This window comes from Streptomyces sp. NPDC048636 (genome assembly GCF_040650655.1).
Classification (GTDB): Bacteria; Actinomycetota; Actinomycetes; order Streptomycetales; family Streptomycetaceae; genus Streptomyces.
This window is the reverse complement of record NZ_JBEZHR010000014.1, coordinates 1-17,878: the sequence shown is the minus strand read 5'-3', so window position 1 is coordinate 17,878 and position 17,878 is coordinate 1. Positions and strand designations below refer to the sequence as shown.

The window sequence follows — 17,878 nt, the reverse complement described above, 5'->3', positions numbered from 1 at the left end:
GTGAGGACTGATGTCGGGTACGGAAGACAAGCTCCGCCAGTATCTGCGCCGGGTCACGGTCGATCTCGGACAGGCTCGGCAGCGACTGCGCGAGGTCGAGGAGCGAGCCCAGGAGCCGGTGGCCGTCGTGAGCATGGCCTGCCGCTATCCGGGCGGGGTGAGCTGCCCGGAGGAGCTGTGGGAGCTGGTCTCCTCGGGCGGCGACGGGATCAGCGCGTTCCCGACCGACCGCGGATGGGATCTGGAGGGGCTCTACCATCCGGACCCCGACCACCCGGGCACCAGCTATGTCCGGCACGGAGGATTCCTCCGTGACGCCGACCGTTTCGACGCCGACTTCTTCGGCATCAGTCCGAGGGAAGCGCTGGCGATGGACCCTCAGCAGCGGCTGCTGCTGGAGGTGTCCTGGGAACTGTTCGAGCGGGCGGGTATCGACCCGGTCGCGGTGAAGGGCACCCCGACCGGTGTGTACGCGGGCGTCTCCAGCCAGGACTATCTGTCCCGGATGCCTCATGTCCCCGAGGGGTTCGAGGGCTATGCCACGACCGGCAGTCTGACCTCGGTGGTATCCGGCCGGGTGGCGTACGCCTTCGGACTGGAGGGCCCGGCGGTCACGGTGGACACCGCGTGTTCGTCGTCGCTCGTCGCCATGCACCTGGCGTGCCAATCGCTGCGCCAGGGCGAATGCGAACTCGCGCTCGCGGGCGGGGTCACCGCGCTCACCACCCCTACCGCCTTCGCCGAGTTCTCCAGGCAGCGCGGATTGGCCCCGGACGGGCGCTGCAAGTCCTTCGCGGCGGGCGCGGACGGCACCGGCTTCTCCGAGGGCGTCGGGCTGGTGCTGCTGGAGCGGTTGTCGGACGCCCGGCGCAACGGCCACCGCGTGCTCGCCGTCATCCGCGGCTCGGCCGTCAACCAGGACGGCGCGAGCAATGGACTCACCGCCCCCAACGACGTCTCGCAGGAACGGGTGATCCGGCAGGCGCTGGAGAACGCACGGCTGGCCCCCGACCAGGTCGACGCGGTGGAGGCGCATGGAACCGGAACCTCCCTCGGCGACCCGATCGAGGCTCATGCGCTGCTGGCCACCTACGGCAGGGAACGTCCCGAGGACCGGCCGCTGTGGCTTGGTTCGCTCAAGTCCAACATCGGACACGCCCAGGCGGCGGCCGGGGTGGCGGGCGTCATCAAGATGGTCATGGCCCTTCGGCACGAACGGCTGCCGGTCACCCTGCACATCGACGAGCCGACCCCCCATGTGGAGTGGGACGGTGGCGGGGTGCGGCTGCTGACCGAACCGGTGGAGTGGCCGAAGGGCGAGCGCCCTCGCCGCGCCGGCGTGTCCTCCTTCGGGATCAGCGGCACCAACGCCCATCTGATCCTCGAGCAGGCACCCGACCTGGTCGAGCCCGAACCCACTGATCCGTACGAGCCCGGATCCATGGACCGGGTCGAGTCGCGGGACGACGGTGTGGCCGGGGCGGTGCCGTGGGTGCTGTCCGCGCGCGGTCAGCGGGCCCTCCGGGCCCAGGCGGCCGCGCTCGCGGCGCGTGTGGCCGCCGATCCGCGGCTGTCGGCAACCGATGTGGGCTGGTCGCTGACCACCACCCGGTCGGTGTTCGACCATCGGGCCGTGGTGTGGGGCGAGGACCGGCAGGAGCTGCTCGCGGCCGTGGAGGCGCTGGCCGCGGGGGAGGCCCACCCCGGTGTGATCCACCCCGGTGGCGCCGCGCCTGCCGCGGACCTGGGTCCGGTGTTGGTGTTTCCGGGTCAGGGTTCGCAGTGGGTGGGTATGGGTGCGGGGTTGCTGGATGCTTCGCCGGTGTTCGCGGAGCGGGTGGCCGAGTGTGAGCGGGCGCTGGCGCCATATGTGGATTGGTCGTTGTCGGAGGTGCTGCGGGGTACGGGCGGGTCGGCCGATCTGGGTCGTGTGGATGTGGTGCAGCCGGTGTTGTGGGCGGTGATGGTGTCGTTGGCGGCGGTGTGGGCTGGGTATGGTGTGCGGCCTGCCGCGGTGGTGGGTCATAGTCAGGGTGAGATCGCGGCGGCGGTGGTGGCGGGCGCGTTGTCGTTGGAGGATGGTGCGAAGGTGGTGGCCCGGCGCAGCAAGGCGCTGCGGCGACTGGCCGGTGGTGGTGCGATGGCATCCCTCGGGGTGGGCCAGGACCAGGCCGTCAAGCTGCTGTCCGGACTGGGCGACGAGGCGGCCGACGTCGGTGTGGCGGCCGTCAACGGCCCCGCCTCCACGGTGATTTCGGGTCCGCCCGAGCAGGTCGCGCGTGCCGTGGCCGGGTGCCAGGAGAACGGTGACCGGGCCCGGCTGATCGAGGTGGACTACGCCTCGCACAGCCCCCAGATGGACGAGATCGCCGATGAGCTGATGGAGGCGCTGGCCGGGGTCCGGCCGGTACCGTCGACCGTGGCGTTCTACTCCACCGTCAGCGGGCGCCGCGTCGACACCACCGAACTGGACACCGGCTATTGGGTGACCAATCTGCGCGAGCCGGTGCGTTTCGCCGACGCCGTACGGGCTCTGCTGGCCGATGGGCACCGGGTGTTCATCGAGGCCAGCACCCATCCGGTACTGACCGTCGGCATGCAGGAGACCTTCGAGGAGGCAGCCGCCGACGCGGTCACCGTCCCCACGCTCCGCCGGGACCACGGCGGCAGGGCACAGCTGGTGCGGGCGCTCGCGCAGGCGTTCACCGCCGGGGTCGCCGTCGACTGGACCACGCTCTGGCGGACCGGCGGCGGGGCACCATGTGTGGTCGACCTGCCCACGTACGCCTTCCAGCGCGAGCGGTACTGGCTGGCCGACTCGGTGTCGTTCCACACGGTGGCGACGGCCGACGAGGACGAGTCACGGTTCTGGGCCGCCGTCGAGGGCGGGGACCTGGACGCGCTGAGTGAGACCCTGCGCCTCACCGCGGACGGCGGTCACCGCTCCTCGCTCGGCGAAGTGCTGCCAGTGCTCTCCGAGTGGCGACGGGCACGGCGTGAGCGGACCACCGTGGACTCCTGGCGCTATCGCGTCACCTGGCAGCCGCTGGACGATCCGGGCCCGGGGGATGCGGGCTCCTGGCTGGTGGTCCGGCCGGAGGGCCGTGCCACCGGCTGGGCAGAGGTGTGTGCCGGGGCGCTGGCCGCTGGCGGCGGCCGGGTGCACCGGCTGGACGTGGCCGACACCGTCGACCGCGACATCCTCGCCGAGCTGCTGCGCTCCCGCCACGCCGATATGGAGCAGCCGCTGACGGGTGTGCTGTCCCTGCTGGCCCTCGACGAGAAGGGTGGTGGGCCCGCCGCCGATGAGGTGGTCTCCGGGCCGACCGGCACCCTCACCCTGGTGCAGGCCCTCGCGGACGCGGCGATCGACGCGCCGCTGTGGTGTGCCACCCGTGGCGCCGTCTCCATCGGCGACGGTGATCCGCTGGACGCTCCGGCACAGGCCCAGCTGTGGGGACTTGGCAGGGTGGCGGCGCTGGAGCTTCCCGAACGGTGGGGCGGACTGCTGGACCTCCCCGCCTCCCCCGACGAGGTGGCCCCGGAGCGGCTGCGCGGTCTGCTCACGGCGGCGGCCGGCGAAGACCAGGTGGCGCTGCGCGCCGACGGGGCGTTCGGCCGCAGACTGGTACCCGCCCCGGTCGGCAGTGGTGTCCCGGAGCGGCGCTGGACACCTCGGGGCACCGTGCTCATCACGGGCGACGCCGACGGCCCCGCCGCCCATATCGCCCGCTGGATGGCCACCGAGGGCGCACGGCATGTGGTGCTGCTGGGCCCCGGCAGGGGGAGCGGCCCCGGCACCGTCGAGCTGACGGCCGAACTCGCCGCGCTCGACGTGCAGTTGACCGTCGCGGACTGCGCGCCCGCGGACCGCGACGGGGTGGCCCGGCTGGCCGAGGAGCTGTCCGCGTCCGGTGACCGGGTCCGCACCATCGTCCACACCTCGGCCTCCGGCGAGCTGACCCCGCTGATGGAGCTCACCCCGGAACGGCTGGCCGGGGAGATCTCCGCCCAACTGGCCGATACGGCACCGCAGCTGGCCGAAGTCTGTGGACTGGACCCCGAGGACACCGTCGTCCACTTCTCCACCGTGGCCACCGCATGGGGCAGCAAGGACCATGGCGCGTACGCGGCGGCCACCGCCTTCCTCGACGCACTCGCGGAGCACCACCGGGCCCACGGCCGGAGCACGGTGTCCCTCGCCTGGGGACTGTGGGACCTGGCGGACGACGGGGACACCGGCGGGGACAGCGGCGGTGAGGGGCAGGGCGAAGCGCTGGGCGTGCACACCGAGCGCTCCCGGCGGCAGGGGCTGACGCCCCTGGACCCCCGGCTGGCACTGACCGCCCTGCGCCAGGCACTCGACCACGGCGACCCCGCGCTGGCCATCGCCGATGTCGGCTGGGAGCGGTTCGTCTCCCTGTTCACACTGGCCAGGGCGAGCAGGCTGTTCGACGGGGTACCGGCCGCCCGGCAGGCCGTGGAAACCGGGCTCGACCCCGCTGACGGTGTCGGCAGCGCCGAGGCGTCGGCGCTGCGCCAGGAGGTGGCAGCGCTGCCCGAGGACGAGCGGACCGGCAGGCTGCTCGCGCTCGTCCGCGCCCATGTGGCGGCCGTCCTCCACTACCCGTCGCCCGGGGCGGTCGAACCGGACCGGCCCTTCAAGGAGCTGGGGTTCGACTCCATCGCGGCGGTCGAGCTCCGCAACCGGCTGCGCGCCGCCACCGGACTGAGTCTGCCCACGACGGTGGTCTTCGACTATCCGACACCGGACGCACTGGCCGGCTATCTGCTGGCCCATGTGCTCCCGGAGGAGTCGGCGACGGACCATCCGGCGCTCGGACATGTCGAGGGGCTGGAGTCGGCGCTCGCCGCGCTGCCCGCCGGGGATCCGCGCCGCGCGGGTCTGGTGAACCGGTTGCAGGCCCTGTTGTGGAAGTACACCGGGACCGCCGACGAGGCCACCGGGGAGGCCGCGGACGGGGACGACCTCACCGCGGCCACCGCCGATGAGATGTTCGCGCTCATCGACCGCGAACTGGGAGCCTGATCACCCGGGCGGCACCGGAAACGTGCCGAACCCCCCGTACGCCACCTTCGTACGGGGGGTTCGCCACACCACCGGTCAGGGTGCGCGGTGCGCCGCCCGCCCCGCCGTGCGGGCGAGTTCGAGCAGATCGTCGGCCACCCGCTTGGGGTGCTGGGCGTGCAGATCGTGTTCGGAGTCGGGGTACTCCCGCATGGTCGCGTCGCGCAGCGCCGCCGTGGTGGTCAAGATGCGTGAGCGGATGCGCTCCGCCCACCGCCGGTCCGCCCCCTTGGGGATGGCGGGCATCAGCAGGGTGGGCGCCTCGACTGCCGCGTACCACGGTCCCGGCGGCTCGTTCCAGATGCTCCGCAGGATCGACATGTGCTGCTCGATGGACATGCGCCGGGACAGCGAACCATCCGGGTTGACACGCATGGTGGCCACCGCGGCGTCGATGGCGGCGGGGGACCAGTCGGGGTGGATGGCGCGGAAGTAGTCGCTGACGCTCCGCACCGTGGCGCCCTCCAGGGAGGCCGGGCGCAGCGCCCCGACGAACGCCTCCCAGGAGTTGAAGGTCTTGGCCGGTTCGAGCCAGCCGCCGTCCACCAGGGCCAGCGCGGCGACGAGTTCGGGGTGCTCGGCGGCCAGCCGGACGGAGACATTGCCGCCCCAGGAGTGTCCGGCGACGACCACCCGGGTCAGCCCGAGCACACCGGCCGCCGCCACCAGGTCCGCCACCGCCGTCGGGGTGTCGTACCCCTTCTCCGGGGTGTCGGACTCCCCATGGCCACGCAGATCGACCGCGTACACCGGATGCCCCGCGGCGGCCAGATGGTCGGCGACCTCGTCCCACAGCCGCGCGCTGGAGGCCATGCCGTGGACCAGGAGGAAGGGGAGTGCCTCGGTTCCCGGCCGGTGCCGGAAATGCAATGTCACATCGTCGGTTACGGGCACGGAAAGATCCATGAGGAAATTCTAGCCGGGCGTCGGACCCTGTTCGAGGGCTGTGGGTGTGAGGTACGCGCGGATTAGGGCCGCTTAAGCGAGCCGGGGGACACTTACCCTGAGCTGGACCGCCTGAGCGCAGGAGAGACCGGGTATTGCTTGGCATTCCGTCGGCGCCGCAAAGGCCGTACGCGCAATCGGCGTACCGCGACAGCATGCGCATTCTCCGCCGGAGCCGTAACCGCCGCCGGGCGATTCGTGCCGATTGCCGACCGTAGACTCCGAGCCTGAAGTGAGGCGCCGTGTATCCCCCGGAATCCAGGTTCGCCCGTGTCGAGAACATCGACCTCACCGACTTGTCCTTCTGGGCCCGGCCGTACGGCGATCGCGACGCGGCCTTCGCGGCGCTGCGCCGACGGCCCGAGCCCGTGCGCTTCCACGAGCCGGCCCTGCCCGGGTTCGCCCATGGGTCCGGCTATTACGCGATGGTGCGGCATGCCGATATCGCCGAAGTGAGCCGACGGCCGCAGGATTTCGGCTCCCTGCCCACCGCGATCAGCATCGTCGATCTCCCGGAGGAGTTCAACAGCTTCTTCGGCTCGATGATCAATATGGACAATCCCCAGCACGCCCGGCTGCGGCGGCTGGTCTCCCGTGCGTTCGGCCGCGGAATGGCGGCGGAATTCGAGGCGGCCTCGCATACGGCGGCACGGCAGATCGTCGACGATCTGATGGCGGACGGTCCGGGTGACTTCGTCCGCCAGGTCGCCGCGATCATGCCGATCGCCGTACTCAGCGGGATGATGGGAATTCCCCGCGACGACTACGAGTTCATCTACGACCGGTCGAACGTCATCGTCGGAACCTTCGACCCCGAATATGTACCGCGCCCCGACCAGGCGACGGCGGCGCTGCTGAAGACCTCGCACGAACTGGCGGACTACATCTCCCGGCTCGCCGCGGACCGGACCCGCAATCCGACCGGGGACCTCATCACCCGGCTGGTGCAGGCGCAGATCGACGGTGAGCGGCTGAGCTCCGAGGAACTGTCCTCCTTCTTCATCCTCCTGGTCGTCGCCGGGATGGAGACCACCCGCAACGCCATCTCCCGCGGTCTGCTGCTGCTGACCGAACACCCCGAACAGCGCGAACTCCTGCTGTCCGACTTCGACAAGTACGCCCCCGGCGCGGTGGAGGAGATCCTGCGGGTCGCCACCCCCATCAACTGGATGCGGCGCACCGTCACCCGCGACTGCGAGGTGAACGGCAACCGCTTCAGGGAGGGCGACAAGCTGCTGCTCTTCTACTGGTCCGCCAACCGGGACGAGGAGGTCTTCAGTGACCCCTACCGCTTCGACATCACCCGGGATCCCAATCCCCATATGAGCTTCGGTTCCGTCGGTCCGCACTTCTGCCTGGGCGCCCATCTCGCCCGGATGGAGGTCACCGTGCTCTTCCGCGAGCTGTTCGCCCGGCTGCCGGAGATCCGCACGGTGGGCGCACCCCGGCGGTTGACGGCCAGTTTCGTGGAGGCCATCAAACACGTGGACTGCGCGTTCTGAAGGCTCCGGCGCATCGCGAAGACGCCGCGTGGCAGGGGATCGCTCCCCCTCCACGCGGCGTCGCCGTGGTGAGCCGCCCGGCTAGGCCGTGGCGCCGTCAGCGGAGTTGACCGCCGTGTACGCCTCGGCCAGATAGTGGCCGAGCTGCGCGGGGGTGGGGTACTCGAGGATGGCGACGAGGGGGATCTCCACGTCGGTGAGGGTCATGAGGTTGCGGGTGAGCTCGAGTGCGGTCAGTGAGGTGAGGCCGTTCTCCAGGAAGTTGCTTTCCCCGTCGATCGGTGTGGGGGCCAGGATGTCGGCGAGCTGGGTCCGGACGGTTTCCCGCAGGATGTCCTCACGCTCCTCCGGAGTGGCGATGGAGAGGGCCTGGTGCAGTGCCGCACCGTCGAGTTCGGCTTCGCTGTTGTCCGTGTGCATGGCGGATCCGTTCGGTTGTCGGGATGCGGTGGCGTCGCCGGTGGCGTGGTCATCGACCGCGCTGCGGACGTTCGAGCCGGGTACGTTCAATGGGATCTCCCGCCTGATGGGGGCTGAAGGCCGGAAACGTCATCGAAGAGCCGATCCGTTCCCCGTTCGGAAGCCTGTGCCGTAAGCCATTTCTCGTCGAGGTCCGCGAGGACCACGGACGACGTGTCCGCCATGACCGTCTGCCGCAGCAGCGCGGCCGCGGCGTGCGGGGTCAGTGGCGACATCCCGGTGTCGCGGAGCCGTTCGGTGACCGCGGGGGACGCACCGGGATCGTCCAGGGCGCCCCAGCTCACCGACACCGCGGGGACACCGCGCGCGCGGCACTCCTCGGCGAGCGCGCGCAGATGGGCGTGGGCCGGGGCCTGGTTGCCGAGCCCGGGTACGGGCAGGACTCCGACGGCCGAGGAGCCGAGCACCAGCGCCGACAGTTCGTTGGTCCGGGCGAGTGCGCAGAGGTTCGCGGGCCCGGCCACCATCCTCGGCCACTCTTCCGCGATCCGCGCCGGGTCCAGTGGCCCCACCGCATCGCCCAGCGGTGCCGCGAGGTGCAGTACCGCGGTCAGCGGACACTGCCCGGGAAGGTCGGCGAGGGCGCTGGCGAGGGCTTCGGCGTCCGCCGGGTCGACGGCGGCCACCGACACCCCGACACCCGAGGCGGTAACCTCGGCCACCAGTCCGTCGGCCGGGGTCGCGGTGCCGACGAGCAGCAGATGACCCGCGCCCGCGTGCGCCGCCCAGCGGGCCGCATACGCGCCGAACGGGGTGTCCGCGCCCGTGATCAGCACCGTGCCACGCATCGCCCACCCACCCCGTGCGCTCGGCCCGGGCCTGTCACGGACGAGGCGCCGGGCGAAGGAGCTGTCGGCGCGTACGGCCACCTCGCCTTCGCCATGAGCCGCTGTCAGCACACCGGCGAGCCGCCGTCCGGCCCGGTCGTCGAACCGGTGCGGCAGATCGACCAGACCGCCCCGGAGCCCGGGGTGCTCCATGGCCCCTATGCCACCCAGCCCCCAGAGTTGGGCCTGATCGGGCCGGGCCGCCGGGTCACCGCGGTCGACGCGCACACCGCCACGGGTGGCGATCCACACCGGCGCTTCGATCCCGGCCCCCTCCAGCCCTTCCATCAGCCGGATCGTGGGGGCGAGTGCGGGGCTCGGACCGTTGTCGGCCGGTGGCTCGCCGTCGGCCACCGCCAGCAGTGAGAGCACACCCGCCACCGAGCGCCCGGCCACGGCCGTGGAGAGGGACCGGGCACCGGGATCGTCCTGGGGGGACGATGGTCCCGGTGGGCCCGGGCAGACGACGACGTCCGCGCCGTGGGCGCGCAGCGCGTCCGTGACAGCGGTGGCCATGACCTCCGCCGCCGGGTCGTCGGAGGTGACCACCAGCCAGGTGTCCGACAGCCGCGGAGCCACCACATCGGCCAGCGCCTTCCAGGCGACGCGGTAGCGCCAGCCGCGCTGCCGCCGCCAGGCCGCCAGAGCCGGGAGGACCTCCCGCAAAGCGGTGTGACTGTCCGCCGGGAGGTCGAGGGACTGTTCCAGCACCGACAGATCGCCGGTGTCCACGGCGTTCCAGAAGGCGGTGTCGACCCAGCTCTCCACCTGCGCCGGACCGTCCGCCGGTGCCTCGTTCGCCAGCCAGAAACGGCGGCGCTGGAAGGCGTAGGTGGGCAGTTCGACCGGAAGGGGAGCAGGGGAGCTGTCGAAGAACGCGGCCCAGTCGACGGTGGCCCCCGCGATATGCAGCCGGGCCAGCGCACGGGTCAGCTCCCGCACCTCGGACCGCCCGTCGTGGAAGGGCGACAGGGCTGACGTGGACGTAGTGCGGGGCTGCGGACCGAGATCCCAGACCACGGACACCTCGTCCAGGGTGTCGACGGGGTGCTCCGCCGGAGGTGGTCCGGCGTCCCGGTCGTGCCGAGTCCAGTAGTCGGCGGTGGCGATCCGCTCATCGACGGGGTGGCCGGTGACGCCGCTGAGGACCGGGACGACCGGCTGCTGACAGACCACACCACGGACCCCGGACGGAGAGTCGGCGGCGGCCAGACGGCAGGCGTCGGGCAGCTCCAGTACCCCGGCGATATGCGCGGCGGCGATCTCGCCCAGCGCATGGCCCATCACCGCCCCGGGGCGCACCCCCAGCGACTCCAGCAGCCGGGCCACCGCGATATGCCGTGCGAACAGCCCGGCCCGCGACGCCAGTGCCCCGGGCCCGCCCTTCACCCCGAGCAGACCGCAGACCTCGTCGAACGCCGCGGCGAACACCGGGAAGCGCTCGTACAGCTCCGCGCCCGCCCCGGCACGGCCCGCGTCTTCGCCACCGAAGAAGAACACCATCCTGCCCGTGGAGTCCGCCGTGCCCGGACGGACCAGCCCCGGCCCTACCACGGCCTGATGGGGCTCGGCCGCGGCCAGCGCCGCGAGCCCCGCCCGCAGCTCCTCGAGGTTCTGCCCCATCACCACCGCACGGTGCTCGAACACCGAGCGGCAGGTCACCAGCGACCAGCCCACCTCGACCGGTGACGGGCAGTCATCGGCGGCCATCCACTCGGCCAGCGCCTGTGCCTGGCCGCGCAGCGCCGCCGCGCTCCGTCCCGACAGCACCCAGGGCACGGGACCCGCCACGGGGGCCTCGGCACCCTCCGCCCCGGTCTCCTCCGGTTCGGCGGCTGGCTGCTCGAGAATCACATGGGCATTGGTGCCGCTCGCGCTGAAGGAGGACACCGCGGCCCGCCGCGGCCGCTCGACCCGCGGCCACTCAGTCCGCTCGGTCAGCAGCCGTACGGCGCCCTTGCGCCAGCTCACCAGCCGGGTGGGCCGGTCGATGTGCAGCGACCGCGGCAGCACACCGTGCCGCATCGCCATCACCATCTTGATGACGCCCGCCATGCCCGCGGCCGCCTGGGTGTGACCGATGTTCGACTTGACCGAGCCCAGCAGCAGCGGCCGGTCCTCCGGCCGGTCCTGGCCGTAGGTGGACAGCAGCGCCTGGAGCTCGATGGAATCGCCGAAGGCGGTACCGGTGCCATGCGCCTCCACCGCGTCCACCTCGGCCGTGGCCAGCCGCGCACGGTCCAACGCGTCCCGGATCAGCTGTTGTTGGGCCGGACCGTTGGGCGCGGCCATCCCGGTGCTGGCGCCGTCCTGGTTGATCGCCGAGCCGCGGATGACCGCGAGCACCCGGTGGCCGTTGCGGCGCGCGTCCGACAGCCGCTCCAGCAGGACGAGCCCGGCCCCCTCGCCGTACACCATGCCGTCGGCGGCGTCCGCGAACGCCTTGCACCGCACATCGGGGGAGAGCTGGCGCTGACTGGACGCCACCTGGAACACACTCGCGGTGTAGAGGATGGCCGCCCCGCCCGCCAGTGCGAGGGTGCAGTCGCCCTGGCGCAGCGCCTGTCCCGCCTGGTGCATCGCCACCAGCGACGACGAACACGCGGTGTCGAGGGTGACCGCCGGGCCCTGGAGCCCCAGGGTGAACGCCACCCGGCCCGAGGACACGCTCCCGGCGTTGCCGTTGCCCACCGGGCCCAGCAGACCTTCCGGGATCTCGTCCAGCCGGGAGGCGTAGTCGTGGTACATCACCCCCGTGTACACACCGGTGGAACTGCCGCGCAGGGTGGACGGGGCGATACCCGCGCTTTCCACGGCCTCCCACGCCAGCTCCAGCAGCATCCGCTGCTGCGGCTCGATGGCCGCCGCCTCCCGCTCGCCGATGCCGAAGAAGTCCGCGTCGAACGCGCTCGCGTCATGGATGAAGCCGCCCGCGCGCACGATGGAGGTGCCGTGGTGGTCCGGATCGGGGTGGTAGAGGTTCTCCAGGTCCCAGCCACGGTCGGTGGGGAAGGCGGAGACCGCGTCCCGCTCCTCGGCCACCAGCTCCCACAACTGCGCGGGAGTGCGCACACCACCGGGAAACCGGCAGGCCATGCCCACGATGGCGATCGGCTCCTCGCGCGCCGACCGGGCCTCTTCGAGCTGCCCCTTGGTGCGGTGCAGCTCGGCCGTCGTCCACTTCAAGTAGTCGACGAGCTTGTCCTCGTTCGTCATGAGCCGCCCACACCCACCGTGCTGCGTGGATTCAGATCGACCAGGGCCAATTCCTCGGCGGTCAGCGGTGGCGCGGTGAGCTCCGGGAGCACCCGGTCCTTGTGCATCAGCGACAGGAACCGGCTGGAGGCCAGTTCGGACTGTGGAGCGGTCAGGCTGATGACATCGGTCACCACATCGCACACCGCGGAGGAGCGGATCGACCGGTCGGCGATCAGATCCGAGAAGCGCTGCCGTGCCGCGACCCCGCCGCTCAGCCGGTGATCGGTCACGGCGACACGGCAGTTGACGTACTCCACGTCCTTGGACGCGGCCATGATCCATGGATCGTCCACCACGGCGCTGATGGCCTGCTGGGCGCGGCGGGCGGCGCCCGGATCGGCACCCGACGCCCGGAGTTCACCGTCCAGGGCGGCCGCGGCCCGCGCTGCCGCGCTCAGCCCGTGGCCGTAGATGGGGTTGAACGCGGCCAGCGCGTCCCCGAGCACGAGCAGCCCCTCCGGCCAGCCCTCCAGACGCTCCGGATACAGCCGCCTGTTGGCGCCGACCCGCGAGACGGCCACCGAGGTCAGCGGCTCGGCGCGGCTGATGAGATCGGCCACCAGCGGATGGCGCAGCGTCTCGGCGTACGGCAGGAAGTCCTCGTCCTGGGTGGGCAGCCCCGCGCCCCGGGTGCACGACAGCGTCACCATCCAGGTGCCGTCCTCCTGCGGATACACCACCCCGAAGCGGCCCGGTTCGCGCAGCCGGTGGTCGGCCGCCACATTGACCGCGGGGAACCCGGCGGCGGCGCCGGGCGGCGCCTGGTACACCCGGGTGGCGTACGCGATGCCCGCGTCCACCACGTCCTCCTCCAGCGGGGGCAGCTCCAGCGCCGACAGCCAGTGCCGCAACCGCGAGCCACGCCCCGACGCGTCGACGACCAGGTCCGCTTCCAGGGTTTCGACCGCACCGCTGTCCATGTCGCGCAACCGCACCCCGGCGACCCGCTTGGCGTCGCCGACGAGGTCGAGGATCTCGGTGCGCTGCCGCAGCGATATCCGCCCGTCGGCAAGGATCCGGTCGCGGACCATCCAGTCAAGGAACGGGCGGGTGCACATGATGGCGAACTGCCTCGCCGGGAACCGGTGCTGCCAGCCGTGGGACGTCAACGTCACCAGGTCCTGGTGGAAACCGACACGGCGGGCGCCCGCGTCCAGCAGTCCGTCGACGGTGCCGGGCAGCAGTGAGTCGACGATCCGCGCACCGCTCGACCACAACACGTGGACATGGCGCGCCTGTGGCGATCCCTTGCGGTGCCGGGGTCCGTCCGGCAGCACATCGCGCTCCACGACGGTGACGCTCTCCAGGTGGCGGGCCAGCACATGGGCGGCCAGCAACCCGGCCCAGCCCCCGCCCAAGACGATTCCGTGCTTCCGTTCGGTCATGGTTCTGCTCATGTCCCTTCAGCGCTTGCGGCCGGTCAGCTCCGGCTCGGGCTGCCCTTGGCGTTGACCATCTGTGCGAGGTTCTGGGTGACGGCCATGAAGTGGGCGACACCGGTGAGTTCGGGGCCGTCGCCCACCTTGGTGTCGGTGATCCCCCAGAACGCCTGGGCGTGGTGGACCAGTCCGTCGTCCCCCAGCTCGATCACACCGACGATGCTGAAGGTCAGCTTGGTCGGGGAGAGGACCGTGACCGTCGTCGGCACCGCCACTCGCCGTCCGTCCATCGAGGTGACCGGGCGGCCGGGACTCTCGTGCACCTGGCACTCGATGGACCACGCGATGTGCTCGCGCAGCGCCTCCTTGCCGATCAGTGGCGGCGCGCCCACCGGGTCCTCGAAGACGATGTCGTCCGAGAACAGCTCCAGGACGGCGTCCACATCACCGGAGTTCATCCGCGCCGCGTACTCCAGCGCCATTCTCTTGAGGGTCGCCTCATCGGCCATGACGGTCTCCTGTACGGGTCCGGGGTGGTGGGGTGCCGGTCCGGGGGTCAGTCCGCGACGCCAATGTCCGACCTCCCCCAGAACATCTGCAACTCCTGGATCAGACCGCCCTTCCCCGCCCGCATCATCACCACGTAGTCCCAGGTGATGCGCTTGCCCTCGGGGGAGGCCGGCTCCGTCAGCCAGCCGCGGCCGGCGAACACCGGGCCCAGGGGGAGGTAGTTCATGGTGGCGGTGACGGGCACCAGGACATGTGCGCCGTCCTGGCCCGCGACCGGCTGCCCGGGCACCTCCTCGATCTCCGCCGCCACCAGTTCCTCGAAGTGCGCGCGCAGCGCGTCACGTCCGGACCGGCGGACGGAGCCGACCGGGTCCTCGAAGGACACCTCGTCCGCGTAGAGTTCGAGAAGCCCGTCGACATCCGCGGCGTTCATCCGGCGGCTGTGCTCGAGGATCAGCTTCTTCCGGCTTCGCTCATCAATCACCGTGTACTCCCGTGTGCTCTCCGTCGCTGTCGCCCCGGCCCAGGTCCGGGCCCAGGTCCCGCCCGAGGTCCCGGTCGATGAACTGGAAGATCTCGTCGGTCGAGGCGTCGTGGATGCGGCCGCTCACCATGGCGTCCTCCGGCTCGCCGCCGTTCGGCCCGGCCAGCTTCGCCACGGTGGTCCGCAGGCGTTGGTGCAGTGTGCCGCGCGCCGTCTCGTCCTGGGCGGCGGCGAGCAGGGCACCCTCCAGCCGCTCCAGCTCACCCAGCAGCGCGGGCAGCGGATCGGCCTTCTCGGGTGCCAGCTCGGTGTGCAGATACGCCGCCAGAGCCACCGGGTTGGGATGGTCGAACACCAACGTGGTGGCCAGCCGCAGCCCGGTGACCGCGGTCAGCCGGTTGCGCAGCTCGATCGCGGTGAGCGAATCGAAGCCGAGCTCGAGGAAGCCGCGCTCGGTGTGGATCCGGCCGGGGTCGGCGTGGCCGAGGGCCGCCGCGGCGTGGGTCAGCACCAGATTCAGCAGAGTGCGGTGCTGCTCGGCCGGTGGCAGGGCGGCCAGATGCCCGGCCCAGTCCGTATGCGGTCGTGCCGAGGCCGCCGTGCGCCGTGCCGTGCCGCCAATGGTCAGGGCACGCAGCGGAGCGGGCAGGGTGAGCGCGGGCTGACCGGCCAGCGCCCGCACATCCAGGTCGATGGCGACGAGCTGGTGGGCGCCGTGCAGGACGGACGCGTCCAGCAGGGCGAGTGCCCGTTCGCGGGACATGGCGCCGATGCCCGAACGCGTCAGCCGAGCCCGGTCGGTGTCCTCCAGGTGGCCGGTCATCCCACTGGCGTCGGCCCACAGACCCCAGGCGATCGACACCGCCGGCAGCCCTCGGGTGCTCCGGTGGGCGGCCAGGGCGTCACAGTAGGCGTTCGCCGCGGCGTAGTTGGACTGTCCGGAGGCGCCCAGCGTCCCCGCCGTCGAGGAGAACATGACGAACATGCGCAGCGGCAGCTTCGCGGTCGCGGTGTGCAGTACGGTTGCCGCCGTGGCCTTCGGCCGCCATACACGGGCCAGCCGCTCCGGGGTCTGCGAGGTGACGACCGCGTCGTCCAGCACCCCCGCGGCGTGGATGACACCGGTCAGCGGATGCGCCGGGTCGATCCCGTCGAGCAGGCCGGACACCTCTTCGGGGTCGGTGACGTCGGCCGCGACGATCCGTACCTGGGCGCCCAACTCGGCCAATCGATCGGCGAGTTCCTTCGCGCCGGGTGCGTCCGGACCGCGTCGGCCGACCAGTAGCAGACGGCCGACCCGCCAGGTGCGCACCAGATGGTCGGCCACCAGGGCGCCCAGGGTGCCGGTGCCACCGGTGATCAGAACGGTGCCCTCGGGGTCGAGCACACCGGACACCTCCGGGCCGGTTTCGCCGTCCGCACCCGCCGCGGCTCCCGCGCCCGCGCGCGCCATCCGGGGGACCAGCACCCGACCCTCGCACACCGCGAGCTGAGGCTCCTGGAGCTCAAGCGCCCGCAGTACCGCGTCCGCCACGCCCTCCGGATCCCCGTCGAGGTCGAGCAGGACGAACCGGCCCGGGTTCTCGGACTGCGCACTGCGGATCAGCCCCCAGGCACCCGCGCCGCCCGGATCGGTCCCGGTGGTGTCCGACGGGGCCACGGCGGCCACCGCTCCCCGGGTGACGACCACCAGCCGTGCGTCGGCCAGCGCGGGCCGCGTCAGCCAGTCCTGCACCAGACGCAGCAGCTCCTCCGTCACTCCCAGCCCGTCGTGGCCGTCCTCACCGTCGGCCCGGACCGCGGTCAGCACCACCGAAGGGGCCGCCTCGCCCGCCTCCATGGCCTCCAGCAGCGCGTCCAGATGCCGGTGGCACACCACGGACGGGCCCGGTGGACCCGCGTCGGCCGCGACCGCCTCCGCAAGCCCCCAAGGGTCCTCGCCCAGCACCACCCAGTCGCCGTCACCGGCCACCGACCACGACGGTCCACCCGGCACCGGGGCGGGCAGGGCGGTCCAGTCCAGGGTGAACAGCCCGTCCACACCGCGCCAGGCCGCCGCGGCCCGCAGCCGGTCCGTCGCGGCCGGTCGGGTCACCAGCGAATCCACCGTCAGAACCGGTGCGCCCACCGCGTCGGCCACCGTCAGCCGCAGTGTCTGCCGTCGCTCGTCGCGCGACAGCCGCACCCGTACCGTGGTCGCCTCGGCCGCCCACAGGGACACCCCGTTCCACGCGAACGGCAGCCACACCTGGCCGTCGTCGTCCCGCCCCTCCGGCCGGTCCACCAGCAGTGAGGTGTGCAGGGCCGCGTCCAGCAGCGCCGGGTGGATCCCGAAGCCGTCCCGGTCACCGGCCGCGTCGGGCAGTGCCACCTCGGCCAGCACATCCGCCCCGTCGCGCCAGGCGGCCGTCAGCCCCCGGAACGCCGGGCCGTAGCCATAACCGGCCGCCTCCGCCTGCTCGTAGAACCCGTCGATGTCCAGCGCCTCCGCGCCCGCCGGGGGCCACGCCCCGGCCAGCCCCTCCGCCTGTGCGGGGCCGGGCGTGGGCGCACCCAGCACACCCGTGGCATGGCAGACCCATTCCGCGTCCGCGCCGGATCCGGCCACCTGGTCGGGCGACGAGTACATCCGCACCTCGCGCCGTCCGTCTTCCCCGGCGGCGGCCACCACCACCTGCACCCGCAAGCCCCCGGACTCGGGCAGCACCAGCGGGGCCTGGAGCGCCAGTTCCTCCACCGAGCCGCAGCCGACCTCGTCCGCCGCCCGCAGCGCCCACTCCACCAGCACCGCACCGGGGGCGAGCGCCGCACCGGCCACCACGTGTTCGGCGAGCCACGGGTGGGTGCCCGCGGACAGCCGTCCGGTGAGCAGCCGGGTGCTGCCATCGGCGAGTTCCACGGTGGCGCCGAGCAGCGGATGGTCCGCGGAGGCGAGCCCCAGACCGGCGGGGTCACCGCCCGGTCCGCCCTCGGGGTCCAGCCAGTACCGCTCGCGCTGGAAGGCGTACGTCGGCAGCTCGACCACCCGCGGGGCGGGCCCGGTACGGAACCAGCGGGCCCAGTCCACCGCCACCCCGGCCGTGAACGCCTGCGCCATCGAGCGGGCCAGCTGACGCGGACCGCCGTGGTCCCGGCGCAGGGTCGGCACCGCGGCCGCTTCGACCCCCGCTTCCTCGAAGCTCTCCTGCAAGCCGACGGTGAGGACGGGGTGGGTGCTGGCCTCGATGAATACGCGGTGGCCGTCGTCGAGCAGTGCGCGTACGGCGTCGGCGAACCGCACCCGCTCCCGTAGATTCGCCACCCAGTACGCGGTGTCGAGCCCGCTGGTGTCCATCCGCCGGGCGGTCACGGTGGAGTAGAACGCCACCTCCGCCTGGACCGGCTCGATCCCCGCGAGGACCTCC

Annotated in this window: 9 protein-coding genes; 2 read left to right on the top strand and 7 right to left on the bottom strand. The window is 72.2% G+C overall.

Going from position 1 to position 17,878, the window contains the following annotated elements:
- The first annotated feature begins 10 nt into the window (after window positions 1-10).
- Window positions 11-5,050, top strand: coding sequence for a type I polyketide synthase (locus AB0C66_RS29055; RefSeq protein WP_362444955.1), 5,040 nt, complete (start codon window positions 11-13; stop codon window positions 5,048-5,050).
- A gap of 75 nt (window positions 5,051-5,125) precedes the next feature.
- Here AB0C66_RS29055 and AB0C66_RS29050 read toward each other — a convergent pair whose 3' ends face one another.
- On the bottom strand, window positions 5,126-5,995 hold the full coding sequence (locus AB0C66_RS29050) for an alpha/beta hydrolase (protein WP_362444952.1): 870 nt from the start codon (window positions 5,993-5,995) through the stop codon (window positions 5,126-5,128).
- Window positions 5,996-6,276: 281 nt separating this feature from the next.
- On the opposite strand from AB0C66_RS29050, the gene AB0C66_RS29045 reads away from it, so the two are divergent.
- A complete protein-coding gene (locus tag AB0C66_RS29045; RefSeq protein ID WP_362444949.1) occupies window positions 6,277-7,536 on the top strand; it encodes a cytochrome P450 in 1,260 nt (419 codons plus the stop codon).
- Between the two features lie 81 nt (window positions 7,537-7,617).
- On the opposite strand, the gene AB0C66_RS29040 is transcribed toward AB0C66_RS29045, so the two are convergent.
- The 6 genes from AB0C66_RS29040 to AB0C66_RS29015 form a co-directional block, all read right to left on the bottom strand.
- Window positions 7,618-7,956 carry an acyl carrier protein gene (locus AB0C66_RS29040; protein WP_362444946.1) on the bottom strand — a complete coding sequence of 113 codons (339 nt, stop codon included), beginning with the start codon at window positions 7,954-7,956 and terminating at the stop codon, window positions 7,618-7,620.
- Between the two features lie 86 nt (window positions 7,957-8,042).
- Complete coding sequence (locus AB0C66_RS29035; RefSeq protein WP_362444943.1) at window positions 8,043-12,059, bottom strand: type I polyketide synthase; 4,017 nt, start codon at window positions 12,057-12,059, stop codon at window positions 8,043-8,045.
- Window positions 12,056-13,486, bottom strand: coding sequence for an FAD-dependent monooxygenase (locus AB0C66_RS29030; protein ID WP_362444940.1), 1,431 nt, complete (start codon window positions 13,484-13,486; stop codon window positions 12,056-12,058). Before AB0C66_RS29030 ends, AB0C66_RS29035 begins: the two co-directional genes overlap by 4 nt.
- Window positions 13,487-13,521: 35 nt before the next feature.
- Entirely contained in the window at window positions 13,522-13,989 is a 468-nt protein-coding gene (locus tag AB0C66_RS29025) for a nuclear transport factor 2 family protein (protein WP_362444937.1), read from the bottom strand.
- 47 nt (window positions 13,990-14,036) lie between these two features.
- A complete protein-coding gene (locus AB0C66_RS29020; RefSeq protein ID WP_362444934.1) occupies window positions 14,037-14,474 on the bottom strand; it encodes a nuclear transport factor 2 family protein in 438 nt (145 codons plus the stop codon).
- Window positions 14,467-17,878: type I polyketide synthase (locus tag AB0C66_RS29015; RefSeq protein WP_362444931.1), on the bottom strand; the 3,412-nt coding region annotated here is incomplete at its 5' end. The genes AB0C66_RS29020 and AB0C66_RS29015, both read right to left, overlap by 8 nt.

What these genes read in the sequence shown, in the direction of transcription:
- AB0C66_RS29055 (WP_362444955.1), top strand. Translation starts at nt 11, where the DNA reads ATGTCGGGTACGGAAGACAAGCTCCGCCAGTATCTGCGCCGGGTCACG.
- AB0C66_RS29050 (WP_362444952.1), bottom strand. Translation starts at nt 5,995, where the DNA reads ATGGATCTTTCCGTGCCCGTAACCGACGATGTGACATTGCATTTCCGG.
- AB0C66_RS29040 (WP_362444946.1), bottom strand. Translation starts at nt 7,956, where the DNA reads ATGCACACGGACAACAGCGAAGCCGAACTCGACGGTGCGGCACTGCAC.
- AB0C66_RS29035 (WP_362444943.1), bottom strand. Translation starts at nt 12,059, where the DNA reads ATGACGAACGAGGACAAGCTCGTCGACTACTTGAAGTGGACGACGGCC.
- AB0C66_RS29030 (WP_362444940.1), bottom strand. Translation starts at nt 13,486, where the DNA reads ATGACCGAACGGAAGCACGGAATCGTCTTGGGCGGGGGCTGGGCCGGG.
- AB0C66_RS29025 (WP_362444937.1), bottom strand. Translation starts at nt 13,989, where the DNA reads ATGGCCGATGAGGCGACCCTCAAGAGAATGGCGCTGGAGTACGCGGCG.